The following is a 22839-nucleotide window of genomic DNA, read 5'->3' as shown; positions in this document are numbered from 1 at the left end:
CACGCACGGCGGCCGCCCGCCCGGGCCGCCGTGCGGTATCCCGATGGCGGTCAGCCGTAGCGGCGCAGGAATGCGTCGGCGACGGCCGGCGGATTCAGCGCTTTCGCCGATGCGTTTTCCAGCGCCTCGGCGGCATCGTCGTCGCTGATCGACACGAACAGCGTGATGGCCGCCCGCTCGTCGCCCGTGCCGAACAGGCCCTCGCGGTCGAGCAGCCGCAACGCCTCGATCATGTCGGTGTGCAGTTGCCGGGAAAATTCGGTGAATCGCGACCGGACGAACTGCGGGCTCAGCACTTCGTCGGCCAGCCTGCCGCAGATCGCGTTGAACGGCGAGGCCTCCGCCGCCTCGTACGCCCATTCGGAAACACCCCACACGAACCACGGATCGTCGTCCGGAATCGCCTGTTGCGCGCGCATCCGGCGCAGCCCTTCGACCGTATTGGCGGCCGGCACCACCGTCATCGCGCCGCTGTCCGTATAAAGCGCGAACGCATAGAAATGCTCGTCCGGGTGCAACGCCCGCAGCGCCTTGAAGGTCGCCCTCGCGGCATCGGCAATGTCCCGCTGGAAATCCGAAAAGTCGCTCATCGCATCCTCGTCCAGTCACCCTTCACGCGTGTCCGGGAATACGGCTCGCGGATGGTGCATCGTGTCCCGGTATTCGACGGATTTTCCGCCAATCGACCGCGCCCCGGTACCGGGGCGCACCCGCGCTCACCGCCCGGCGTCTTGCCCGTCGAACACCCGGACGCACACGGCCGCCGCCAGCGCGATCGCCGCCGACAGCAGCATCATCGCGAGCGGCGCATAACCGGCGTTGCCGGCGGTCAGCACCGCGCCCGTCAGCGACGACAGCACGGCGCCGCCCGCGATCGTCATCGCGCCGGCCAGCCCCGACGCGCTGCCCGCCAGTTCCGGGCGCACCGACACCGCGCCGGCATGCGCGCCGGGATTGGTCAGCCCGTTGCCGATGCCGACCAGCACGCACGGCCCGAACCATGCGAGCGCATGCATCGCGCCGCCGGACACGAGCCCTAACGCGATCAACGGCCCCGCACACGCGACGACCCGCCCGCACAGGATCGTCGTGGCGAGCGCATAGCGGCGCGCGACACGTGCGGCCAGAAAGCTGCCGACGACGAAACCGGCCGTGATCGTCCCCATGTAAAAGCCGACCTCCGCCGGCGCAATGCCGAACCGCGTTTTCGCGGCAAGCGGCGCGCCGGCCAGGAACGCGTAGAACGCGCCCGTCGAAAACGCCATGCAAAGCGCGTAGGCCCAGAAACGGCGTGCGCGGAGCAGCGCCGGATACGCGCGAAGCTGCTGCCGGAAGCTCGACGACCGGTTCGCATGGGTTTCGACGAGGTCGAATGCGCACCAGCCGAACAGTGCGATGCCGGCCGCGCCGAGCAGCCAGAAGCTCGCCCGCCAGCCGACCGTCTGGTCGAGTGCGCCGCCGAGCGTCGGGCCGAGCATCGGCGCGAACGCGGCCGCCATCGCCGCATAGCCGATCCGGCTCGCCGCGCGCGCGCCGCCGCCGGTATCGCGGATCGTCGCCATCGACACCGGATAGACCGATGTGATCGCCGCCTGCATCATCCGGCACGCGAGAAACACGCGGATATCGGTCGCCGTCGCGCAGCCGAGCGAACCGAGCACGAACACGCCGACGCTCGTCAGCACGATCGGCCGCCGCCCGAACCGGTCCGACAGCGGCCCCATCACGAACTCGAGCGACGCGGCCACCGCCGCGTAACCGCCGAGCGACAGCGCGACGAGCGCATAGTCGGCATGCAGGTCGCGTGCGATCGCCGGCAACGCCGGCAGGAACAGGCTCAGCGGCAATACCGAGAGCGCGCACAGCAGGATCAGCGTCACATGTCGCGGTGACGCCGGGGCGGATTCGATCGGCAGGTTCGATTGCAAGCGGATGCCCTCCGCGCACGTGCCGCAGCGCCGTGCGCAATGCAAAAAAAAGCCCCCGAACGAGTCGGGGGCGCATGGGTGCCGGCGCGGTGCCGCTACCGGACCCTGCGCCTGTGGACTACTACGATGAAGCAAGCCGTATTCATGCCGAATGGCTCCTGAATGCCGGGCTGACTGCCGGCGAGATCGAACGATGTTAGGCGGGCGACACCCGCCGCGTCAACGCCCTAACGCGCACGCACCGACACGAACTTCCGCGCGTTGTTGCGCTGGATCAGCACCGCGATCACGTTGCCGCCGCTCGCTTCGAGCATCGGCACGTCGTCCGGCGTCTCGAGCAGCGTGTCGTTCAGCTCCAGGACGACGTCGCCCGGCTGGATGCCCGCGCGCGCGGCCGGCCCGTGCACCGCGTCCACCATCATCCCGACCGCGAGCCCTGTCGAACGGCGCTCGTCGTCGCTCAGCGCGTGCATCGTCAACCCCAGGCGGTCGCCGCGGTCGCCCGCCCCCGGGCCCGGTCGTGCCGCGGCCTTCGGCGCGGCCATGCCCGCTGCCGTGGCCGGTGCGTTCCCGGCCGTCTCGTCGGCGCCCGTGATCGTCAGCATCACCGGTGCACGGTTGCGGATCACGCGCAGCGACGCCTTTTCGCCGGGCGCCAGCGCGGCGGCCAGGTCGTTCAGCTCGGCCGAGCGGCCGATCGCCTTGTCGCCGAGTTTCACGATCACGTCGCCGGGTTTCAGGCCGGCCGCGGCGGCCGGCGAGCCCGGCGCGACGCCGTTGACGAGCGCGCCTGCCGGACGCGGCAGCCCGAATGCCACGGCCAGCCCGACGCCGACGTCCTGCACGTCGACGCCGAGCGCGTTGCCGGCCGGCGCATCGGGAGCGGGCACCTGAACCTGTTGCACCTGCATCTGGGCCTGTTGTTGCGCCTGCAACTGCGCGCGCACCTTTGCGGCAAATGCGATCGGGATCGCGAACGTCATGCTCGCGTAGCGATCGTTGCCCGTGTAGACCTGCACCGCGATGCCGATCACGTCGCCCGCGCGGTTGAACACGGGGCCGCCGGAGTTGTCGGGATTCGGCGCGATGTCGGTTTCGAAGAACGGGAATGCGCTGCCGTCCGGCAACTGGTGCGACGTCGCGCTGACGATGCCGGCCGTGACCGTGTTGCCCGCCCCGTCCGGCGCGCCGATCGTCATCACCGGTTCGCCCGCCCGCACCTTCGCCGAATCGCCAACGCGCACGAACGGCAGCTTCGTTGCATTGACACGCAACACGGCGACGTCGCTTTGCGGATCGACGGCCAGCACCGTTGCCTTGAATTCGCGCCGGTCGGTCAGCCGCACCGTCACGTCGGCCGCCTCGTCGACCACGTGCGCGGACGTCAGGATCAGGCCGTCGGCGCTGACGATGAAGCCCGAGCCGCTGCCCGACACCGCGCGCAGCACCGGGTCGGGCGTCGGCACCTGCGCGCCCTGCACAGGCGTCGGCCCGCCACGCCGGAAGAACACGGCGAGCGGATCGTCGGTATCGAGGATCGCGAAGGACGGCCCGCCGGTTTGCTGGTTGAGCGCGGTCATGATCGTCACGACCGCGGGTCCGTAACGCTCGACGATGGCCGGAAAATCGACCGGCATCGCATAAGGCGCGGCGGGCGGCCGTTGCTTCAGGGCGCGTGGCGCGGCAGGCGGCGCGAGGGTGGCGGCAATGGCGGCCGGCGGCGGCAAACCTCCGGCAAACACGCTCCCGATCAACGCGGTGCGAAGCACGGCGCGAGCAAGCGTCTGGCGAACCACGGCGCACCTCCCCCGGCAGTCGCGACGCCATCCTGCGCGAGACGCGCAGGCGCCCGACAAGGACCGGTACACCCAACCATTTATAGCCCACGCGCCGGTCGGAACATACGAATCGAAACCCGTATGGCGGAGAGACGGCACGTGCCGAGCCGCGTTGGCGCTCGTTTCGAACAAAGTCGGCGATTCGTCAATCCGAACAAGTCCGATCACCTGACCCGCCGCATTGGTTATCGGACATGAAAGACCGGCTCGGCCGACATGCGCGGAAGGCCGCACAGCACTTGCCGGAACAGAATCACCGCATACCGCCTACTTGACGCACCAGTAACGCGACGCAAACTCCTTGTTGATCGTCACCGAAACCATCCCGTATGCACCGCGCGGCGGCTTGCCGTCGGTACATGCGGCGCTGTCCGATACCCGGTACTCGATATTGCCGCGCCTGAACGACCAGTCGGTGCTCACGCACGGGTCCGTTCCACCCGTTTCTTCGGTGCCACCGCGCACCTCGACGTCCGGCTTCCGGTCGACCGGACGCGGCTTGTTCCACACGCGATAACGCAATGCACCGTCCGCGACGTGGTCGATCACGACGTGATGTTTGTCGGTATCGCAGATGAAGCCGTCATGCGTCACCTGTGCGTGAGCGACGATCGCTGACAGCGACGTACTGGTAATGGCAACGAACAGGAAAGATTGGCGGAGCGTGATCACGATCGGGCAGCAGGAAGTTCGAATGGCCGAACTATACCGTCACGCGTTACCGCCGCCCCCCCACCCGCTCCGCAATCGCCGACAGCATCCGCAACATCGGCTCGAACGCATCGGCCGACGTGTTGCCGAAACCGAGCACGAGCCCGTTGCCCGCCCGCGCTGCATCGATCGAAAAACCCGACAGCGGAAACGGTCCGATGCCGTGCGCGCGCGCCGCTTCGACGATCGCACGATCGCGATAGCGCGCCGGCATCCGCAACGCGAGATGCAGCCCGCACGGCCCGCCCTCGACCTGGTGCGGCACGCTCAGGCTGCTGTCGAGCGCGGCGAGCAGCGCACGCCGCCGGTCGCGATACAACCGGCGCATTCGCCCGAGATGCCGGCCGTACTCGCCCGTCTCGATGAAATCGGCCAGCGCGAGCTGCACATGGCGCGTCCCGCCGCGCAGCATCTCCGGCAGCGCCGGCCGCACGGCGGCCAGCAGCGCCTCGGGCAGCACTAGAAAACCGATCCGCAACGCCGGAAACATCGTCTTGCTGAACGAACCGAGATAGACGACGGGCGAATCGGGCGCGAGCCCGTGCATCGCGCCGATCGGCTCGCCGGTGTGACGGAATTCGCTGTCGTAGTCGTCCTCGATGATCCACGCGCGATGCCGGCGCGCCGCATCGATCAGCGCGAGCCGGCGCGAGATCGACAGCACGGCGCCGGTCGGAAACTGGTTCGACGGCGTCGTGTAGACGAGGCGCGGCGTCCGCTCGCGCCAGTCGTCCTCTTCCGCGCGCAGCCCCTCCGCGTCGACCGGCATCGGCACGACCTCGAGATCGGCCGCCTGCATCGCGGTGCGCGCGCCGCGATAGCCGGGCTCCTCGACCCATACCGTATCGCCCGGGTTCGTCAGCAACTGCGCGCACAGCGCGATCGCGCCCTGTGCGCCCTCCGTGATCACGATCTGCTCGGGATCGCAGCGCACGCCGCGCGTCACGGCCAGATGGCGCGCGATCGATTCGCGCAGCGCGGGCTCGCCGAGCGGGTCGCCATATGCCAGCAGGTCGCGGCCGGCGCGGCGCAGCGCGCGGTCGATCGCGTGCCGCCACGCATCCACCGGGAAATGCGACAGCGCGGGCACGCCCGGCCGGAACCCTTCCGACTCGCCGGACCCGACGAGGCTGGGGCGAATTCGGCCGAGCCGCTGCGCGACGGCCGGCGGCGCCGCTCGCCGGCGCGGCGGCGCCGGCCGCGACAGCCCGACCACGCGCGTGCCGCGACGGTCGGACTGCAGGAAGCCTTCGGCGACGAGCTGCTCATAGACGGCGGCCGTCGTGTTGCGCGACACACCGAGCGTCTCGGCCAGCGCGCGCGTGCCGGGCAGCCGCGTGCCGGCCGGCATCGCGCCGCCGAGAATCGCGTCGCGCACGCGGCGCAGCAACTGACGCTGCAACGAAGGTGCGCCCGGCGCACGCGCCAGCGGAGCGTCGAGCGGCAGCAACGGCGCGTCGCCGGAAGAAATGGCAGTCGTCATCGGAACATCGCAGCGTGAAAGTGTCGGAACAGCGCACAGGTGACGGCACCCTATCGTGGCACCATAAATTTGCCAATCTCTGGCGCTTCTCATGGTACCTCGCCAGGACTACGATCGTCTGCATGCCGGCATGTCGCCGGCCGCCAACCGAAGCGAGATCGACCTTGTCCACGCTCACCAACGCCTTCCAGCAATCCATCGGCCACCCCGTTCCCGACTGGTCCGCGCGCCCGCGCCCGGAGCGCATCGCGATCGAAGGCCGCTACTGCCGGCTCGAACCGCTCGACGCCGAGCGCCATGCGGCCGACCTGTACGCGGCCTACTCGCAAGCGCCCGACGGCAGCGACTGGACCTATCTCGCGCACGGCCCGTACACCGACGAATCGAGCTACCGCGACTACGCACGCACCGCGCAGGCGAGCCCTGACCCGCTGCACTACACGGTGATCGATCGCGCGACGGGCCGCGCGGTCGGCACGCTCGCGCTGATGCGGATCGATCCGGCTAACGGCGTGATCGAAGTCGGCTCCGTCACGTTCTCGCCGCTGCTCAAGCGCACGCCGATCTCGACCGAAGCGCAGTTCCTGCTGATGAAGTACGCGTTCGACACGCTCGGCTACCGGCGCTACGAATGGAAGTGCGACGACCTCAACGAACCGTCGCGCAAGGCGGCCGCGCGGCTGGGCTTCCGCTATGAAGGCACGTTCCGGCAGGCGATCATCTACCGCGGCCGCAATCGCGACACCGCGTGGTTCTCGATCATCGACGGCGAATGGCCGGACGTGCGCGCCGCGTTCGAAGCGTGGCTCGCACCGGAGAACTTCGACGCCGAGGGCAACCAGCGCCGGTCGCTCGTCGCGATCCGCCACGCGCAGGCCGGCGCGCGCGACGCGGCCAGCCGTGCGAACGACGCGACGCGCGTCACGGTGCGCCCGCTCGTCGCTGCCGACGAAGCCGCATGGCGCCCGCTGTGGCAGGGTTACCAGAAGTTCTACGACACCGCGCTGAGCGACGCGGTGTTCGCGACGACGTGGGCGCGCCTGATGGATCCGGCCGAACCGATGTTCGTGCTGGGCGCATTCGACGCGTCGGGCGCGCTGGTCGGGATCGTGCATGCGATCTACCACCGCTCGTGCTGGACCGAAGGGCCGTACTGCTACCTGCAGGACCTGTACACGGCGCCCGACGCGCGCGGACAAGGCGCGGGCGGCGCGCTGATCGAGGGCGTGTACGAACGGGCCCGCGAAGCCGGCGCGAGCCGCGTGTACTGGCTCACGCATGAAACCAACACGACCGCACGTGCGCTGTACGACAAGCTCGCGAACAATGCGGGATTCATCCAGTACCGGCACGATCTGAAGAAGTAAGCCGATCCGCGGCCGGCCGGCGTTCCGCTCAGTCGAGCACGTCGGCCGGATCGCGTGCGTCGTCGTGCTCCGGCGCCACGTCCCGCGCCGTGCCTGCTGTGCCCGCTGTGCCGGCCGCACCCGGCACCGACGCCGGGCAGATCATCTCGTCGCCATTGGCCGGCACGGGCCGCCGCACCGGCCGGAACACCGGCTCGCCCGGCTCGATCGGCCGCCCCGACAGCGCGCAGCGGCCCGACTGTAGCGCGACGCGCAAGCGCCAGCGTTGCTCGCCGTAATGGCAACGGCCGCTCTCGACCCATCGAATCAGCAGGCCGTCGTCGCCGGCCTCGAGCACCGTGACGAACAGTTGCGGACGCAACGGCGAGGCCGCCGCCGCGGCGTGTTCGGGTACCGGTGCGCGGCCGATCGTCACGAGCGGATGCGCGACAACGCGGTCGCGCAGCGACATCGCATCGTGCGCGCCATGGGCGGGCGCATTGCACGACACGTCTTCTTCGCAGATCGGGCTTTCCATGATGATGAGCATGCTTGACGGAATTCCGTGCAGGTTGAACGGCACCGGCGCACTCAGCGCCGGCCCATCGGTTCGCGCAGCAGCGACAGGCCGATCGCCGCACCGGCCACGGCGGCCGTGAGCATCAGCCCGACGACGCCCGACCAGCCAAACGCACCGACGAACGGAAACACCGACATGATCCCGCTCAGCGACGCGAGCGATCCGCCGAGCTCGTTCTGCAGCGACGGCAACGTGGCGGCATCTGCCGCGACAGGCGCTTCGGTCATCTCCACCTCCGTTGCGGCGGCCGCGCGCAACGGGATGCCTCACGCGGCCGCAATCGGACTGGCCCACATGATACAAATTGAAGTTCACTTCAAGTAAAGGGGTAACGTGCGCAACGATGCGTTTCGGCGATCATGGCAATCGGTCGGTACGACAGCGGTGAACGAAGTCGTCGCCCGAGCATGCATCGAACCGCACCGCCCGCTGCCGTTCGTCTCACGATTCGTCTCATTGCGTTGAGACGAACGTCCCGGCGTCTCACCCGATCCGCTTTTTCGCACATGCAGCAAATTCCACGCGCCTTTCTCGTCCGATCGTCGCCGGCCGACGCAGGAACGCGTGCTGCGCCGCACGCTTTCTCACCCGCCCGATCACCGTAACCGGCATCGATTCACGCTGGCCCCGTTCCTGCATACCGGTCGAGCGCGCAATCGCGCGACGGGCGTCCCGGCAGCCACGCCATGCGCCCGACGACAACCTGACGGAGACTGCAACGTGAATACACCGGCACCGATCACCGCCCGCAGCATGAAAGCCGCCGTCTGGCGCGGCCGCCACGACATCCGCGTCGAAGAGGTTCCCGTTCCGGAGCGCCCGCCGGCTGGCTGGGTCACGATTCGCGTGCACTGGTGCGGCATCTGCGGCTCCGACCTGCACGAATACGTCGCCGGGCCCGTATTCATCCCGGTCGATGCGCCGCATCCGCTGACGGGCCTGAAGGGTCAGTGCATCCTCGGGCACGAGTTCAGCGGCGAGATCGCCGAACTCGGCGCGGGCGTATCCGGCTTTGCTGTCGGCGACCGCGTGACGGCCGACGCCTGCCAGCATTGCGGTACCTGCTGGTATTGCCGGCACGGCCTGTACAACATCTGCGAGAACCTCGCGTTCACCGGGCTGATGAACAACGGCGCGTTCGCCGAATTCGTCAACGTGCCGGCCGAGCTGCTGTACAAGCTGCCCGACAACTTCCCGACCGAGGCCGGCGCGCTGATCGAGCCGCTCGCGGTCGGGCTGCATGCGGTGAAGAAGGCCGGCAACATCGTCGGGCAGACCGTCGTCGTGGTCGGCGCCGGCACGATCGGCCTGTGCACGATCATGTGTGCGAAGGCCGCGGGCGCCGGGCGCGTGATCGCGCTGGAGATGTCGGCCGCGCGCAAGCAGAAGGCGCTGGAAGTCGGCGCGAGCGTCGTCATCGATCCGAAGACGTCCGACGCGATCGCGGAAGTCAAGGCGCTGACGGGCGGCTACGGCGCCGACGTGTCGTTCGAATGCATCGGGCACACGGCCACCGCGAAGCTCGCGATCGACGTGATCCGCAAGGCCGGCAAGTCGGTGATGGTCGGCATCTTCGAGGAGCCGACGCCGTTCAACTTCTTCGACATCGTGTCGACCGAGAAGGAAGTGATCGGCTCGCTCGCCTACAACGGCGAATTCGCGGACGTGATCCGCTTCATCGCGGACGGCCGCATCGACGTGCAGCCGCTCATCACCGGACGCATCGCGCTCGGCGACATCGTCGCGCACGGGTTCGAGGAACTGGTCAATCACAAGGACCGGAACGTGAAGATCATCGTTCAGCCTGCCGTTTCCTGACAGCGCGCGTATCGCCATTTCGCTGTCGAGCGTCGCCCGATTCCCGGGCGACGTGTCCGAGTGCCTCCCGCCCGATTTCCTCCCTGCCGTCATCCGACGCGATCCGCATCCCGTGCTCCACCCCGGACACGCCGTCAAATAACTTTCGCAATCCAAACAATCAAGCACGACGCACCACGCGCCTGACGCGTGATCAGGGTTTCTCCCGATCGCGCACGTTCGACCGGTGTCGACAGGACGGAGGCGCAAGGCACCACGGTCACGATCACGCTGCCGGCGGCCGCCAACGCGTGACGAAGCGTGCCACCGCTGCTGCGCGCGATTCTTGGATATACTGGACCGAACCCTTTTCGGGGCGACCGGAGGCCACCACGTCCTTCGCGCGTTCGCCCCAATCTGCGTGGAATTGCGCACCGTGAAACCGCGAGCCGGACTGATACTCGAACTTTTCGTCAACCTCGTGCTGCCGTGGGTGGCCTACCGGGTCGCGCAGCCGCAGTTCGGCGATACCGGCGCGCTGTACGCGTCGGCGGTTCCGCCGATCATCTGGTCGATCGTCGAATTCGTCCGCTCGCGCCGCGTCGACGCGGTGGCGGCCATCGTGCTGCTCGGCATCGCGCTGTCGATCATCGGCATGGCGCTCGGCGGCAGCCCGCGTACATTGCTGATGCGCGAATCGCTCGCGTCGGGCACGATCGGCGTCGTGTTCCTGCTGTCGCTGTTTCGCGAGCGCCCGCTGATCTTCTATCTCGCCCGCGCGACCGTGGCCCGCGAGATGGACGGCGGCGCCGCGCACTTCGAAGCGGTCTGGGCCGCGCAACCGGGGCTGCGGCAGATGCTGCGCCGGATGACGTTCGTGTGGGGCGGCTTCATGACGCTGGAAATGCTGCTGCGCTGCTGGATGGTGATGACCTGGCCGGTCGAGCGCGTGCTGGTCGTGTCGCCGATCGTCGGCTACACCGTGTTCGGCTGCCTGCTGGCCTGGACGTTCTGGTACCGGCGGCGGATGCGCGTGCGCAACAGCGTCGACATTCCGGGCCGCAGCGGCGTCACCGAGACCGCCGGCCGCTGACGCCCGGCCTGCCCGCCGACGCCCCATCGTCGTCGGCCCGGCGGCAGTCCCTGCGGCTGCTGTATGATGCGCGGCGTCCCGTCCGACCCAAGCCTGTCCCATCATGTCCCTTTCGCTCCTTCCGTGTGCCACGATCTGGCTGGCCCTGTTCGCGGCCGCCGCATTCGCGTGGCAGCGCCCGCTGCACGGCCTGAGCATCATCCTGGCCGGGTTCGGCTATGCGGTCGCGCTGGCGTTCGGCAAGCTCGGGGCAGCCGCACTGGCGCCGCTCGCGCTGCTGGCCGCAGCCGCGTGGGGCGTGTGGCCCGCGCGCCCGCTCGCGGTGCGGATCGCCGCGCACGCCGTGTTTGCCGCGCTGGCGATCGCACTGAGCCTGCATCTGATCCCCGGATTCCACAATCCGCTCGTGATCGGCCCGACGCGCTTCACGCCGGACGCCGTGCCGTTCACGATGTACCTGAATCTCGACAAGCCGCTGGTTGGCCTGTGGCTGCTGTGGGTGCTGCCATGGGTCGCGCCCGACGTCGCGCTGTCGCGCGCGCTTCGCACCGGCGCGCTGGCGGCCGTCGCGACGGCGGCCGCGTGCCTGGCCGGCGCGCTGGCGTTCGGGATGGTCGGCTGGGCGCCCAAGTGGCCGGCGTCGGGCTGGCTGTGGCTCGTGAACAACCTGCTGCTCGTGACGCTTGCCGAGGAAGCGCTGTTCCGCGGCTACGTGCAAGGCGGGCTGACGCGCGCGCTCCGCGCGTTCTCATGGGGCCCGTGGGTCGCGCTCGCGGTCGGCGCGGTGCTGTTCGGCGCCGCGCACGCGGCCGGCGGCTGGCAATGGATCGTGCTGGGCACGGTGGCCGGCGCCGGCTACGGGCTCGCATGGCGGCGCGGCGGACTGCTTGCGTCCGCCATCACGCATGCCGGGTTGAACGTCGTCCACTTCGGCCTGTTCACCTACCCGATGCTCGCCGCCGCACGCTGAACGCGCTGCGCGGCGGCGCCTGCAATACCGCTCAGTCGAACCCGGCGACCGCGTGCGGCACGTACGGGCGTTCGAGCGTCGCGATCTCGTCGTCGGTCAGCTTCAGCGCGAGCGCACCGAGTGCGTCGTCCAGCTGCTGCGGCTTCGAGATGCCGACGATCGGCGCGGTCACGCCGTGCTTTTGCGCCACCCATGCCAGCGCGACCTGCGCCCGCGGCACGTTGCGCGCGGCGGCGATCGCCGCCACGGCCTCGACGACGGCCTTGTCCGCGTCGATCGTCGCGTCGTACAGCTGCTTGGCGACTTCGTCCTTCTGCTGCCGTTCCGACGATTCGTCCCAGTTGCGCGTCAGGCGGCCGCGTGCGAGCGGGCTCCACGGAATCACCGCGATGCGTTCGTCCGCGCACAGCGGCAGCATTTCGCGCTCTTCTTCCCGATACAGCAGGTTCAGGTGGTTCTGCATGCTGACGAAGCGGGTCCAGCCGTTCTCCTTTGAAATGTGCAGCGCCTTCGCGAACTGCCACGCGAACATCGACGATGCGCCGATATAGCGCGCCTTCCCGGCCTTCACGACGTCGTGCAGCGCCTCGAGCGTCTCCTCGATCGGCGTGCCGTAGTCCCAGCGGTGGATCTGGTAGAGGTCGACGTAATCGGTGCCGAGCCGCTTCAGGCTCTGGTCGATGTCGGTCATGATCGCCTTGCGCGACAGGCCGGCGCCGTTCGGCCCCGGGCGCATCCGGTAGAACACCTTGGTCGCGATCACGACATCGTCGCGCTTCGTGAAATCGCGCAGCGCACGACCGACGATCTCCTCCGACGTGCCGTCCGAATACATGTTCGCGGTATCGAAGAAATTGATGCCGGCTTCGACCGCCCGCTGGATGATCGGGCGGCTCTCCGCTTCCGGCAACGTCCACGGATGCGTGCCGCGCAACGGCTCGCCGAACGTCATGCAACCCAGCACCAGCTTCGACACGTCCAGCCCGGTCGACCCGAATTTCACATATTCCATTGCACGCCTCGCCACTCAAGTTGGGATTGCGGCCGGATGCGCGCCGCGCATCCGCCAGACGTCGCATGGTATCCCGCATGCCGCGAACGCGTATGACCGCGCGTCGCGTGCAGGCTGCGTGAAAGAATAAACCTCGAAGGATGAACCGGAAGGCGCCGGTTACTTTGCCTGGTCGGCGATCGGCTGCAGGAACGCGGAGAAGCCAGTCAACATGATCTGCACGCCGATGCACAGCAGCAGGAATGCCGACACGCGCTTCGCGACCTTGGTCCCTTCGCTGCCGAGATAGCGCGCGAGCAGCGCGGAGCGGCTGTAGACCTGCCAGATCACGACCGCGACGAGCACGGAGACGGCGATCGACACGATGCTCGACAGCATGAACTCCGACAGCTTGTGCGTGCGGTTCGCGTTCAGCGCGATCGCGGTGGCGATCGAGCCGGGGCCGACCGTCAGCGGCACGGTCAGCGGGAAGAACGCCCGCGTCATGATCGCGTTCGCGTCGATCGGCTTGACCGGCGTATCGCCGCCGCCGGGGCCGTCGGGCTCGTTCAGCATCTGCCAGCCCGCCACGGCAACCGCGAAGCCGCCGCCGATCCGCAGCGCTTCCATCGAGATCCCGAAGAAATGCAGCACCGGCGTGCCGGCGAAGAACGCGACCAGCAGCACGACGAACGAGTTGAATGCGACCTTCCGCGCGAGCAGGTCGCGCTCGTGCTCGGTCAACGCCTCGGTCCGTTCGAGAAACAGGAACGCGATGCCGATCGGATTGATGATGCCGATCAGGCCGGTGAAGCCGAACAGGATCTCGGAGATAAGGCGGTTGACGATCATCGGGCGAAGCATCGGACGGGGCTGGGCCGGCAGCGCGCCGGGGGTCACGCATTGTAGAGCAAGCGCCCGGGCCCGAGACGCAATTTGCGGCCGGGCCCGTTTCGCCGTCGATCGTGGTCGCGCCGCCTTACTCGGCGGGCGCCTCCCAGGCCGGCGGCCGCTTCGCGAAGAACGCGGCGAAGCCCTCCTTTGCTTCCGCCATCGCCCGCACGCGGGAGATCGTCTGCGCGGTGAATGCCGCACGCTCTTCCGACGGCGGATACTCGCCGATCGCGTCGAAGAAGCGCTTGATCTCCGTCAGCGCGTTCGGGCCGTTGCGGCCCAGTTCGGCAAGCGTCCGGTCGAGCGTTGCGTCGAGCGCATCGAGCGGCACGGCCTGGTGGATCAGGCCGATCGCCACGGCCTCGGCGGCGCCGAGTTGCGTCGCGGTCAGCGCAAGCCGGCGTGCCTGGCGCTGGCCAACCGCCTCGACCAGATACGGGCCGATCACGGCCGGCAGGATCCCGAAGCGTGCCTCGCTGACCGAAAAGCGCGCGTGGTCGCTCGCGATCACGATGTCGCAGGCCGCGCACAGGCCGACGCCGCCGCCGAACGCATGGCCCTGCACACGCGCCACCGTCGGTTTCGGGCACTGCCGGATCGCGCGCATCATCGCGGCGAAGCGCTCGGCGTCGCGCAGGTTCGCGGCCGCGTCGTTCGCGCTCGCGCGCTGCATCCACTGCAGGTCGGCGCCCGCGCAGAACGCACGACCGTCCGAGCGCAGCACGATCGCGCGCACGTCGTCGCGCCGGCCGAGCGCCGTGAACGCATCGGTCAGCTCGGCGATCATCGTCTCGTCGAACGCGTTGAGCACGTCGCCGCGCTGCAGCGCGACGGTCGCGATGCCGCGCGCATCGACCGCGACGGCCAGGGTCTTCAATCCATCCATCGAACAGGTTTCCTCGGGTAGAACGGTCAATCTCGGAATCAGGCAGCCTGGCGGCGGTCGATCACGCGCCGAGCCTTGCCGGTCGCGGTCGCGGGAATCCCGCCGGCCGCCAGCACCGTCACGCCGGACGACACGCCGACCATCGTCTTGATCCGGTGCTGCAACTCGCGCGCAAGCGCCGCGCGATCGCCGGCGGTAACGGACGCGGCCACCTCGGAGCGCAGCTCGACCGCAAGGTCGAGGCGGTCCATGTGACCGTCGCGCGACAGCGTGATCTGGAACTGGCCCGACAGTTGCGGCAGCGCGACGACGATCTCCTCGATCTGGCTCGGGAACACGTTCACGCCGCGCACGATCAGCATGTCGTCGGAGCGGCCGGTAATCTTCGCGAGCCGGCGCATCGCGCGCGCGGTCGGCGGCAGCAGCGCGGTGAGGTCGCGCGTGCGGTAGCGGATCACCGGCATCGCTTCCTTCGTCAGCGACGTGAACACCAGCTCGCCGTGGCTGCCGTCGGGCAGCACTTCGCCCGTCACGGGATCGATGATCTCCGGGTAGAAATGGTCTTCCCAGATCACCGGGCCGTCCTTCGTCTCGACGCATTCGCACGCGACGCCCGGGCCCATCACTTCCGACAGCCCGTAGATGTCGAGCGCGTCGATGCCCACGCGCGTTTCCACTTCCTCGCGCAGCGCCTGCGTCCACGGCTCGGCACCGAAGATGCCGATCTTCAGCGACGACTCGGCCGGGTCCATCCCCTGCCGCACCATCTCGTCGATCAGGTTCAGCATGTACGACGGCGTGACGAGGATGATCTTAGGCTCGAAATCGCGGATCAGCTGCACCTGCTTCTCGGTCTGGCCGCCCGACATCGGCACGACCATGCAGCCGAGCCGCTCCGCGCCGTAGTGAATCCCGAGGCCGCCCGTGAACAGCCCATAGCCGAACGCGTTGTGCAGCGTGTCGCCCGGGCGGCCGCCGGCCGCGCGGATCGAGCGCGCGGTCACGTTCGCCCACGTATCGATGTCGCGCGCGGTGTAGCCGACCACCGTCGGCTTGCCCGTCGTGCCGCTCGACGCATGGACGCGCACGACCTGCTCGCGCGGCACCGCGAAGAGCCCGAACGGATAGTTGTCGCGCAGGTCGCTCTTCGTCGAGAACGGGAATTTCGCGAGATCGGCAAGCGACTTCAGGTCGTCCGGATGCACGCCGGCCGCGTCGAACGTGCGGCGATAGTGCGGAACGTTGTCGTACGCGTGACGCAGCGACCACTTGAGGCGCTCGAGCTGCAGCGCCTGCAGTTCGTCGCGGCTGGCGGTCTCGATCGGCTCGAGGGCGGCGGCGGGATGCGTCGGGTGAGTCATCGGGGTGCTCCTCCAATGGAGTGATGTCGTTATCGTGTTCGAAGTCACGGGGCCGGCGGCTGCGACCGGAACGTGCGGCCGGCCGCATGCAGCGCGGCGAGCCGCGGCGACACGCGATAGCGGTCCTCGCCGTAGCTCGCCGCGAGGTTCGACAGCACGCGATGCACGCGGCCGATGCCGATCGCATCGGCCCACGCGAGCGGGCCGCACGGGTAGTTCACGCCCTTCTCCATCGCGAGATCGAGATCGGCGGGCGAGCACACGCCCTGGTTCACCGTGTCGGCCGCCTCGTTCGCGAGCATCGCGACGGTGCGCATCGCGACCATCCCCGGCACGTCGCCGACGCCGACGACGCGCAAGCCCGCCTGCTGGAACAGGCCGACCGCATCCGCATAGGCCGCGTCGCTGCACTGGAGCGCGCGCGTCAGCGCGACGAGCCCGGCCTGCGCGTAATCGCGCGCAAGATCGACGAGCACGAGATCGGCCACGCCAGCCTGCGCGGCGCGGACGGTGGCCGTGCGGCCGTCGGTCAGCGCGATCGACGCGCGGCCGGCCGTCGCGAGCAGGTCGTCCGCCTGCGCGCCGGCCTGCCGGGCACCCGCGATGCGTTCGGCGAAGCGCGCCTGCAACGCCGCGGCCGGGCCATCCTGCGCGTACAGCACGACGTCGGCCGGCGCGGCGCGCGGCGGTTCGAGATCGGGCGCGGGCGGCGTCGCACCGTCCGCATACGAATAGAAGCCGCGCCCCGACTTGCGCCCGAGGAAGCCCGCGTTCACGAGTTCCTGCTGGATCAGCGACGGCGTGTAGCGCGGATCGTTGAAGTACGCGCGGAACACCGATTCGGTGACCGCGAAATTCACGTCGTGGCCGATCAGGTCCATCAGCTCGAACGGCCCCATCCGGAAGCCGCCGGCTTCGCGCATCACCGCGTCGATCGAGGCCGGCGCGCCGCCCTGCTCGTTCAGCACGCGCAGCGCCTCCGCGTAGTACGGCCGCGCGACGCGGTTCACAATGAAGCCGGGTGTCGATTTCGCCATCACGGGCTGCTTGCCCCACGCGGCAGCGGTCGCATGGAGCACTTGCGCGACCTCGGGTGCGGTCGCCAGCCCGCTGACCACTTCGACGAGCGCCATCAGCGGCGCCGGGTTGAAGAAATGCAGCCCGGCGACCCGCTGCGGCACGCGCAGCCCGGCCGCGATCGACGTGATCGAGATCGACGACGTGTTGGTCGCGAGCATGCACGCGTCGTCGACATGGCCTTCGAGCGTCGCGAAGATCTCGCGCTTCACGTCGAGCCGCTCGGCCGCCGCCTCGACGACCAGCGCGGCGCCCGCGAAGTCGGCCAACGCACGCACCGCGCGGATCCGGTTGCCGGCAGCGTCGGCCTGTGCCGGTTCGAGCCGGCCTTTCTCCGCGAGTCGCGCGAACTGTGCGCGGATGCCGGCCAGCGCCTTGTCGCAGGCTGCTTCGCTCAGGTCGTACAGCAGCACCGTGTGCCCGGCCGCGGCCGCGACCTGCGCAATGCCCGCGCCCATCGCGCCGGCTCCGATCACGCCGACGATGGCCGACGACGCCAACGCGCCCGAGTTCACCGATTGTGCAGAGGAAACAGCCATCGCTTGCGATCCGTCATGAAGTGGAGGTGCGAGCGATTATAAACCGACCGGTCGGTAGATTTATGTCAGGGCGTGCCCGAATTCGTCGTGCAAGAGACCGTTCCGGAGACTGCAAAGATAAAAAATTGAAAGATCGGGGCACTTTTTATCAACCGAAAGGTCAACGTAAGGGTTCGAATATGAGATAGCGACCCCCGAACGCCTGATAAAATTCGACAAACCGCCGGATTTCAGGGGGAAACCGCGTGTCACGTCGCTACCGCCGTCCGTCACCGGCCGCCCTGTCGGCGCCGGAACCGCGCCTCCGGCCCGCGCGTCGTCACGTGTACCGCCTCGCCGTCAGCGGGCAGCCGCATCGAACCACCGTTTCATCCAGCGACGGGCTTCGGCCCGCCCGCGCCCCTCGCCGCCTCACGGCAGCGAATCCAGGGCAGCGCCGTTGCGTGCTGCCGCCCTTTCTGTTTCATCGTCCTCGTTCGGCGGATAGTACGGCCGGGCTTCGTCAACCCGTGACGGCGCGTCGCGCGCCGCCACTCGCATAAGGAAACCCTCCATGCCGCTCTCGTCCAACCAGCTCCCGCGCTGGACCCTCTGGGCCCCGCTTGCCGCGTGGCTGGTACTCGCGCTGTCGCGCGCGGTGCCGGCCGAAGGCCTCGTCATCGCGGTGTTCGCCGCCGCGCTCGCCGGCGCCGTGTTCGCCGCCGTCCACCATGCGGAAGTCGTCGCGCACCGCGTCGGCGAACCGTTCGGCACGCTCGTGCTCGCGGTCGCCGTGACCGTCATCGAGGTCGCGCTGATCGTGTCGGTGATGCTCGGCGCGGGCCCCGAGAAATCGGGCCTCGCGCGCGACACCGTGTTCGCCGCGGTGATGATCATCTGCAACGGCATCGTCGGCATCTGCCTGCTGGTCGGTGCGTGGAAGCACGGCGAACAGGACTTCCAGGGGCGCGGCGCCAGCAAGGCGCTCGCGGTGCTCGCGTCGCTGTCGGTGCTGTCGCTCGTGATGCCGAACTACCTGAACGCCGCGCCGGGCCCGTTCTTCTCGAAATCGCAGCTCGCGTTCGCCGGCGTCGCATCGCTCGTGCTGTACGGCGCGTTCGTGTTCGTGCAGACCGTGCGCCATCGCGACTACTTCCTCGCCGAGCACGACAGTGCAAACGAGGCGGTGCACGCGGCGGCGCCGAGCAACCGCACCGCCGTGATCAGCATGATCCTGCTGTTCGCGAGCCTCGTCGCGGTCGTGCTGCTCGCGAAGCTGCTGTCGCCGGCGGTCGAACACGCGGTGCTGAAGCTCGGGGCGCCCGAAGCCGCGGTCGGCATCGTGATCGCCGCGCTCGTGCTGCTGCCGGAAGGGCTCGCGGCCGTCACCGCCGCGCGCGCGAACCGTCTGCAGACCAGCATGAACCTCGCGCTCGGTTCCGCGCTCGCGAGCATCGGGCTCACGATCCCGACCGTCGCGGCCGTGTTCATTTGGGTCGGCCAGCCGCTCACGCTCGGCATCGGCGCGATGGAAACGGTCCTGCTCGCGCTCACGCTGCTGGTCAGCACGCTCACCCTCAGCCAGGGGCGCACGACGGTGCTGCACGGCGTCGTGCACCTCGCGCTGTTCGCCGCGTACCTGTTCCTGTCCATCACCCACTGACGTCCGAATGCACGCGGCCCGGCGGATTCTCTTCGCCGGGCCGCGGGCCGTCTTTCACGTCCCTTCACCTTCCTTCATTCACGCCACGCCGCTGTTACCGGGCCGGAATCACGAGATGCTGGCCGGCCAGGATCAGGTTCGGGTTCGCGAGGTTGTTGCGGCGCTGGATCTCGCGATAGCGCTGGCCGCTGCCGAGCTTGCTCGCCGCGATCAGGTTCAGCGTGTCGCCCGCCTTCACCACGTATGTGAGCTCGCCCGATGCGGCCGCGGTCGTCACCGCCTGGTCGCTGACGAAGTACTTGCGCAGCAGCTCGAGATACTGCGGCGACTGCCGGAGCTTCGCGATCGCGGCGTTCAGGTAGATCAGCAAGTCCTGGTCGTCGGCGCGCACGCCGATCTTGTACGCGATGTTCGAGCCGTCGAGCTTGGTCACCGCGAATTTCAGGTCGGTGTTTTTGATCGAGCTGACCGCAAACGGATAGTCGTAGATGAACGCGTCGACCGTACGGCCGTCGACGCTCTTCGCGATGAACGCCGGATCGGAATCGTCGACCTCGACGAAGTGCACGTTCGGATACTGGCGCGTGACGAACGCGCGCACGTCGGGGTCGCCCTTCAGGATGCCGACCGTCTTCCCGGCGAGATCGTCGGTCGAGCGGATCGCCGAGCCCTGACGCACGATCAGCGAATAGCCGAAATCGTCGACGTACGGCACCGAATAGACGACGCCGGCCGGCGAGTTGTCCGGGAACGTCAGCCCATCCATCGCAACGTCGACCACGTGGTTCCCCTTCGCATCCGTATCGAGCAGCTGCTTCGGCACGCCGGGGTACGTATCGACCTCGTGACGCGTATCGACGACGACCGGCTTGCCGCCGTGCGAGAACGACGGATCCGCGAACAGCAGCCGCGCGAATTCGACGTTGAAGCCGTGCGGTGTGCCCTTGTCCTCGCCGAAGAACGGCTCGCTCGGGTTCTGCACCGAGATCCTGACGATGCCGTTTTCGGCAATCGATTTCAGCGTGCTGGCCTGCGGCGTGAAGCCGGCCGGCAGCACGTTGGCGGATGTCGGCGTCTGCGCGGACCGGCCAGTGTCGACATTTTGTGCGGACGTCGACGACGGCGCCGCGTCATGCGCGGGAATCAGCGTCGACAGGCCGCCCTGATGCACGATCCATACGCCGACGAGCACGACCAGAAACGCAATTGCGCCAAGAAGTTTTTTCATGGTTGAGGGCCTGCGGGAAGTTATTGTTGTTTGGACGGCAACTGGGCGGGGTTCGCCGCATCGAGCCCGGGCGCGCGGCCGCCGTTCAACACCGCCTGCTGTTGCGCCTGCTTGACCTCGGGGTTATCCATCAGCGACGTCTCCATCTCGGAGAACGCCTTGTTGACCGAGCGCATCACCGAATCGACGGCCACGTCGGTCTTGATCTGCTCGAACGTATCGGACGCCTGCCGGCCCGCGAGCTTGTTCATCTGCTGCGCCGCCTGCGACATGTCCCACATCGCCTTCGCGCGGTCGATCGCCGATGCGAAATTCTTCAGTTCGACCTGCACCTGCTTGTAGCGGCCCTCGCGGAACGCGAGCAGCTGCTTCATCGTGTCGAGCTGCGCCCGGAAGCGCGGCGCGTCGTCCGGGTACTGCTTCTCGAACAGCTCCGTCTTGCTCTCGAAGTTCTTCACCTCGGTACGGAACGCGGTGATGCTGTCTGCGAACTTCTGCGCGTCCTGGCGCTTTTCCGCGAGCTGGTTGATCAGCGTCTCGATCGGATTCGACTGCGCCTCCTCGACGATCATCTTCACCTTCTGGTTCGCGAGCTTCATCGCGACGACCGGCGCCAGATAGATCGCGCCGAGACCGATCACGCCCGCCGCGACCAGCGCGATCACCCCCTTCAGGATGAACAGCGCGGCCGGTGCCGCGATCGCGACGCCGGCGACGATGATCGCCCACTTGATCAGCTTGACCTTGCCGCTCCCCGAACTGCCGTTTGCTTCATTTGAAAGCTGCGACATGAGTTTTTCTCCTTGAACCTCGAACCGGACTGCGTACGTTTGCTTTTTCAAATGCAATCGAAATGCTTCGGACTCCGGTGCCGCCCGGCAATCAGGAAAGCCGGCGGCGCAATACCAGGACGGACGCGTGCGGACGTCACGAGACGCCGGTGTAGGCGCCGTTCGGGATGCGGTGATCGGGGGTAGCGGGCGGCGATGCGATGCGGCGGGCCGCACTGGCGCCGTTCATCGTCGCGGCCAGCGCGCGGACGGGAAAGTGTACCGGCGCGCAGGTACGAACGGGATGACGGATACGTGACGCGACGGGCGTCGGGTGAAGCGTCGTTGCGGCGCGCGGATGGATGCGGCGCCGGCATTCCGGTACGAAGGCGTAAAGGCTCATCGTTGTTCTTTTGCGTGTCGCGGGTGCAGGAACCGCGCGGCCGGCGCGTCCCGCTCCAAATGCACGGACGTATCCTGCGCCGACCGGCATGCAGCGTCAAGCGGTCGGTATGGAGCCCCTCGTCGGGCTGACAGCGCCCCTGGCGTTCGTGCCGCCCGCCGCGAAGCACGCGCATGACGGCATGCTTTCGAAATTGCAAGGATTCCTGTCGTCGGCGCGTGCGCCGCTCGCTCAGGATTGCTTGTCGTCGCGGCGCCGCAAGCTTCCGGATTGAAAGCTTGTGACACGATGCGACCGCGCGACGCCGCTACGCTGCGCCGCCGCCTTGTTCCTGTGCGAGAAACCGCTCGACCATCGCGTTGAACACCGGCAGCGCCGGATTGTCGTTGTCCGCGCGCCACGCGAGATACAGCTCGGCTGCGACATTGACGCCCGCCAGCGGCCGGAACACCACGCCGTCGACATGAAGCTCGCGCGCCGACGCCGGCACCAGCGCCGCGCCGAGCCCCGCACGCACGAGGCCGAGGATCGTATGCGTCTGCCCGACGTAGTGCAGGTAGTTCGGCAGGCGCCCGGCGCCCGCGAACATCCCCGAGATCATGTCGTGGAAGTACTTCCCCTCGTTCGGCGAATATGCGATGAACGGCTGCCGGTCGAGTTCGTCGGGGCCGATCTGCTCGTAGGCGGCAAGCGGCGCGCCTTGCGCCACCGCGACGAGCATCGGTTCGCGCTGCACGAGCCGGTATTCGAGCGGCTGGCGCGCGGCGCGCTGCCGCACGAAACCGGCGTCGAGCATCCGCGATGCGAGCGCATCGATCTGCACGGTCGACACCATCTCGCGCAATTCGACGTCGACGTCCGGCAGCGCATGCGCCGCGTGCGCGAGCAGCACCGGAATCATCCGGTACGCGCTGACAGCCGTGAAACCGAGCGTGATGCGGCCGGCCCCGCCGTGCGCGACGCGCTGCGCGGCCTGCTCGGCCCGGGCGGAGAATTCGAGGATGTGCCGCGCGTCGCGCAGGAAGCGCTCGCCGGCCGCGGTCAGGCTGACCTGCCGGCTGCTGCGCTCGAGCAACGCGATGCCGAGTGCGTGCTCGAGCAGCTGGATCTGCCGGCTCAGCGGCGGCTGGGTCATGAAGAGCCGTTTGGCCGCACGGCCGAAATGCAGTTCCTCGGCCACCGCGACGAAGCAGCGAAGCTGGTGCAGTTCAATCATCCAATTCTTGAATCAATCGATAGTCTTTTGATGTTAGACCGATATCGATGCGATTTCTATACTCGGTTCCACCCGATGCGCGGCCC

Annotated in this window: 22 protein-coding genes; 6 read left to right on the top strand and 16 right to left on the bottom strand. The window is 68.4% G+C overall.

What is annotated here, in order from left to right; translation table 11 throughout:
• Nucleotides 1-50: 50 nt before the first annotated feature.
• From AC5LXX_RS22385 to pdxR, 5 genes are all read right to left on the bottom strand, one after another.
• The gene (locus tag AC5LXX_RS22385) at nt 51-590 is read right to left on the bottom strand and encodes a DUF4303 domain-containing protein (RefSeq protein ID WP_493413204.1); all 540 of its coding nucleotides are present in this window, start codon (nt 588-590) and stop codon (nt 51-53) included.
• Between the two features lie 126 nt (nt 591-716).
• On the bottom strand, nt 717-1928 hold the full coding sequence (locus AC5LXX_RS22380; RefSeq protein ID WP_493413203.1) for a multidrug effflux MFS transporter: 1212 nt from the start codon (nt 1926-1928) through the stop codon (nt 717-719).
• A gap of 227 nt (nt 1929-2155) precedes the next feature.
• Nucleotides 2156-3724, bottom strand: coding sequence for a trypsin-like peptidase domain-containing protein (locus tag AC5LXX_RS22375; protein WP_493413202.1), 1569 nt, complete (start codon nt 3722-3724; stop codon nt 2156-2158).
• 309 nt (nt 3725-4033) lie between these two features.
• Entirely contained in the window at nt 4034-4438 is a 405-nt protein-coding gene (locus tag AC5LXX_RS22370; protein ID WP_493413201.1) for a hypothetical protein, read from the bottom strand.
• Between the two features lie 46 nt (nt 4439-4484).
• Nucleotides 4485-5960, bottom strand: a complete 1476-nt coding sequence (pdxR, locus tag AC5LXX_RS22365; RefSeq protein WP_493413200.1) for a MocR-like pyridoxine biosynthesis transcription factor PdxR — start codon at nt 5958-5960, stop codon at nt 4485-4487.
• A 164-nt stretch (nt 5961-6124) separates the two neighbouring features.
• Here pdxR and AC5LXX_RS22360 point away from each other — a divergent pair, with 164 nt between their 5' ends.
• Nucleotides 6125-7327: a GNAT family N-acetyltransferase gene (locus tag AC5LXX_RS22360; protein WP_493413199.1), complete on the top strand. Its 1203-nt coding sequence runs from the start codon at nt 6125-6127 to the stop codon at nt 7325-7327.
• 28 nt (nt 7328-7355) lie between these two features.
• Here the strand turns inward: AC5LXX_RS22360 and AC5LXX_RS22355 are convergent, their stop codons facing one another.
• On the bottom strand, nt 7356-7856 hold the full coding sequence (locus AC5LXX_RS22355; protein ID WP_493413198.1) for a DUF3331 domain-containing protein: 501 nt from the start codon (nt 7854-7856) through the stop codon (nt 7356-7358).
• A gap of 41 nt (nt 7857-7897) precedes the next feature.
• Nucleotides 7898-8113, bottom strand: a complete 216-nt coding sequence (locus tag AC5LXX_RS22350; protein WP_493413197.1) for a hypothetical protein — start codon at nt 8111-8113, stop codon at nt 7898-7900.
• Nucleotides 8114-8639: 526 nt separating this feature from the next.
• On the opposite strand from AC5LXX_RS22350, the gene AC5LXX_RS22345 reads away from it, so the two are divergent.
• The 3 genes from AC5LXX_RS22345 (at nt 8640) to AC5LXX_RS22335 (ending at nt 11746) form a co-directional block, all read left to right on the top strand.
• On the top strand, nt 8640-9704 hold the full coding sequence (locus AC5LXX_RS22345) for a 2,3-butanediol dehydrogenase (RefSeq protein WP_124447039.1): 1065 nt from the start codon (nt 8640-8642) through the stop codon (nt 9702-9704).
• 415 nt (nt 9705-10119) lie between these two features.
• Nucleotides 10120-10776: a VC0807 family protein gene (locus AC5LXX_RS22340; protein ID WP_493413196.1), complete on the top strand. Its 657-nt coding sequence runs from the start codon at nt 10120-10122 to the stop codon at nt 10774-10776.
• Between the two features lie 103 nt (nt 10777-10879).
• Nucleotides 10880-11746, top strand: coding sequence for a CPBP family intramembrane glutamic endopeptidase (locus AC5LXX_RS22335; RefSeq protein ID WP_493413195.1), 867 nt, complete (start codon nt 10880-10882; stop codon nt 11744-11746).
• 31 nt (nt 11747-11777) lie between these two features.
• Here the strand turns inward: AC5LXX_RS22335 and AC5LXX_RS22330 are convergent, their stop codons facing one another.
• The 6 genes from AC5LXX_RS22330 to AC5LXX_RS22305 all read right to left on the bottom strand — a co-directional run bounded on the left by AC5LXX_RS22330 (nt 11778) and on the right by AC5LXX_RS22305 (nt 18049).
• Nucleotides 11778-12758 carry an aldo/keto reductase gene (locus AC5LXX_RS22330; RefSeq protein WP_493413194.1) on the bottom strand — a complete coding sequence of 327 codons (981 nt, stop codon included), beginning with the start codon at nt 12756-12758 and terminating at the stop codon, nt 11778-11780.
• A gap of 159 nt (nt 12759-12917) precedes the next feature.
• Nucleotides 12918-13589 carry a MarC family protein gene (locus AC5LXX_RS22325; RefSeq protein WP_059240354.1) on the bottom strand — a complete coding sequence of 224 codons (672 nt, stop codon included), beginning with the start codon at nt 13587-13589 and terminating at the stop codon, nt 12918-12920.
• 127 nt (nt 13590-13716) lie between these two features.
• Nucleotides 13717-14517: an enoyl-CoA hydratase-related protein gene (locus AC5LXX_RS22320; protein WP_493413193.1), complete on the bottom strand. Its 801-nt coding sequence runs from the start codon at nt 14515-14517 to the stop codon at nt 13717-13719.
• A gap of 38 nt (nt 14518-14555) precedes the next feature.
• Nucleotides 14556-15878, bottom strand: coding sequence for a phenylacetate--CoA ligase PaaK (gene paaK / locus AC5LXX_RS22315; protein ID WP_493413192.1), 1323 nt, complete (start codon nt 15876-15878; stop codon nt 14556-14558).
• A 44-nt stretch (nt 15879-15922) separates the two neighbouring features.
• Nucleotides 15923-17494, bottom strand: a complete 1572-nt coding sequence (locus tag AC5LXX_RS22310; RefSeq protein WP_493413191.1) for a 3-hydroxyacyl-CoA dehydrogenase — start codon at nt 17492-17494, stop codon at nt 15923-15925.
• Between the two features lie 411 nt (nt 17495-17905).
• A complete protein-coding gene (locus tag AC5LXX_RS22305; protein ID WP_493413190.1) occupies nt 17906-18049 on the bottom strand; it encodes a hypothetical protein in 144 nt (47 codons plus the stop codon).
• Between AC5LXX_RS22305 and AC5LXX_RS22300 the strand changes: the two genes are divergently transcribed.
• Nucleotides 18048-19136, top strand: coding sequence for a calcium:cation antiporter (locus AC5LXX_RS22300; RefSeq protein WP_493413189.1), 1089 nt, complete (start codon nt 18048-18050; stop codon nt 19134-19136). The genes AC5LXX_RS22305 and AC5LXX_RS22300 overlap by 2 nt on opposite strands.
• A 94-nt stretch (nt 19137-19230) precedes the next feature.
• Here the strand turns inward: AC5LXX_RS22300 and AC5LXX_RS22295 are convergent, their stop codons facing one another.
• Nucleotides 19231-20364: a transporter substrate-binding and LysM peptidoglycan-binding domain-containing protein gene (locus tag AC5LXX_RS22295; RefSeq protein WP_493413188.1), complete on the bottom strand. Its 1134-nt coding sequence runs from the start codon at nt 20362-20364 to the stop codon at nt 19231-19233.
• A 20-nt stretch (nt 20365-20384) separates the two neighbouring features.
• Nucleotides 20385-21155 (bottom strand): hypothetical protein, encoded by a 771-nt coding sequence (locus tag AC5LXX_RS22290; RefSeq protein WP_124447022.1) that lies wholly within the window; start codon nt 21153-21155, stop codon nt 20385-20387.
• 491 nt (nt 21156-21646) lie between these two features.
• On the opposite strand from AC5LXX_RS22290, the gene AC5LXX_RS22285 reads away from it, so the two are divergent.
• Nucleotides 21647-21811 carry a hypothetical protein gene (locus AC5LXX_RS22285; protein ID WP_493413187.1) on the top strand — a complete coding sequence of 55 codons (165 nt, stop codon included), beginning with the start codon at nt 21647-21649 and terminating at the stop codon, nt 21809-21811.
• 33 nt (nt 21812-21844) lie between these two features.
• Here the strand turns inward: AC5LXX_RS22285 and AC5LXX_RS22280 are convergent, their stop codons facing one another.
• Complete coding sequence (locus AC5LXX_RS22280; protein ID WP_493405317.1) at nt 21845-22753, bottom strand: LysR family transcriptional regulator; 909 nt, start codon at nt 22751-22753, stop codon at nt 21845-21847.
• Between the last annotated feature and the right edge of the window lie 86 nt (nt 22754-22839).

The sequence above is a fragment of the Burkholderia torrens genome, assembly GCF_984668525.1.
Note: the sequence above shows the minus strand (reverse complement) of the source record. Positions and strands in the feature narration are given on the sequence as shown.

Excerpts from the sequence above, each read along its gene's own strand:
- paaK (WP_493413192.1), bottom strand. The coding sequence starts at position 15,878 with ATGACTCACCCGACGCATCCCGCCGCCGCCCTCGAGCCGATCGAGACC.
- AC5LXX_RS22320 (WP_493413193.1), bottom strand. The coding sequence starts at position 14,517 with ATGGATGGATTGAAGACCCTGGCCGTCGCGGTCGATGCGCGCGGCATC.
- AC5LXX_RS22350 (WP_493413197.1), bottom strand. The coding sequence starts at position 8,113 with ATGACCGAAGCGCCTGTCGCGGCAGATGCCGCCACGTTGCCGTCGCTG.
- AC5LXX_RS22345 (WP_124447039.1), top strand. The coding sequence starts at position 8,640 with ATGAAAGCCGCCGTCTGGCGCGGCCGCCACGACATCCGCGTCGAAGAG.
- AC5LXX_RS22305 (WP_493413190.1), bottom strand. The coding sequence starts at position 18,049 with ATGGAGGGTTTCCTTATGCGAGTGGCGGCGCGCGACGCGCCGTCACGG.
- AC5LXX_RS22355 (WP_493413198.1), bottom strand. The coding sequence starts at position 7,856 with ATGCTCATCATCATGGAAAGCCCGATCTGCGAAGAAGACGTGTCGTGC.
- AC5LXX_RS22310 (WP_493413191.1), bottom strand. The coding sequence starts at position 17,494 with ATGGCTGTTTCCTCTGCACAATCGGTGAACTCGGGCGCGTTGGCGTCG.
- AC5LXX_RS22280 (WP_493405317.1), bottom strand. The coding sequence starts at position 22,753 with ATGATTGAACTGCACCAGCTTCGCTGCTTCGTCGCGGTGGCCGAGGAA.
- AC5LXX_RS22325 (WP_059240354.1), bottom strand. The coding sequence starts at position 13,589 with ATGATCGTCAACCGCCTTATCTCCGAGATCCTGTTCGGCTTCACCGGC.
- AC5LXX_RS22295 (WP_493413188.1), bottom strand. The coding sequence starts at position 20,364 with ATGAAAAAACTTCTTGGCGCAATTGCGTTTCTGGTCGTGCTCGTCGGC.
- AC5LXX_RS22335 (WP_493413195.1), top strand. The coding sequence starts at position 10,880 with ATGTCCCTTTCGCTCCTTCCGTGTGCCACGATCTGGCTGGCCCTGTTC.
- pdxR (WP_493413200.1), bottom strand. The coding sequence starts at position 5,960 with ATGACGACTGCCATTTCTTCCGGCGACGCGCCGTTGCTGCCGCTCGAC.
- AC5LXX_RS22285 (WP_493413187.1), top strand. The coding sequence starts at position 21,647 with ATGGAGCCCCTCGTCGGGCTGACAGCGCCCCTGGCGTTCGTGCCGCCC.
- AC5LXX_RS22300 (WP_493413189.1), top strand. The coding sequence starts at position 18,048 with ATGCCGCTCTCGTCCAACCAGCTCCCGCGCTGGACCCTCTGGGCCCCG.
- AC5LXX_RS22290 (WP_124447022.1), bottom strand. The coding sequence starts at position 21,155 with ATGTCGCAGCTTTCAAATGAAGCAAACGGCAGTTCGGGGAGCGGCAAG.
- AC5LXX_RS22385 (WP_493413204.1), bottom strand. The coding sequence starts at position 590 with ATGAGCGACTTTTCGGATTTCCAGCGGGACATTGCCGATGCCGCGAGG.
- AC5LXX_RS22330 (WP_493413194.1), bottom strand. The coding sequence starts at position 12,758 with ATGGAATATGTGAAATTCGGGTCGACCGGGCTGGACGTGTCGAAGCTG.